The organism is Klebsiella sp. K47, assembly GCF_051858335.1.
Classification (GTDB): domain Bacteria; phylum Pseudomonadota; class Gammaproteobacteria; order Enterobacterales; family Enterobacteriaceae; genus Klebsiella; species Klebsiella pneumoniae.
This window is the reverse complement of sequence record NZ_JBPYUI010000301.1, coordinates 1-232: the sequence shown is the minus strand read 5'-3', so window position 1 is coordinate 232 and position 232 is coordinate 1. Positions and strand designations below refer to the sequence as shown.

Annotated in this window: 1 pseudogene; it reads right to left on the bottom strand. The window is 45.7% G+C overall.

The annotated features are described in order from the left end of the window. A pseudogene (locus RRF55_RS28120) lies at positions 1-232 on the bottom strand (acetyl-CoA C-acetyltransferase); the annotation flags it as partial.

Sequence of the window (232 nt, the reverse complement as noted above, 5' to 3'; positions counted from 1 at the left end):
ATGCAGTAAAGTCACGATAATACGTGAACCAGATGAACCCAATGGATGACCAAGTGCACAAGCGCCACCATTCACATTGACTTTAGCAGGGTCTAAATGAAAACTATCAATGGCAAGCATTGTGACCATCGCAAATGCTTCATTGACTTCCCACAGATCTACATCACCCGCAGACCAGCCTGCTTTGGCTAAAACTTTCTCAATGGCACCTACAGGGGCAATGGTGAACTCA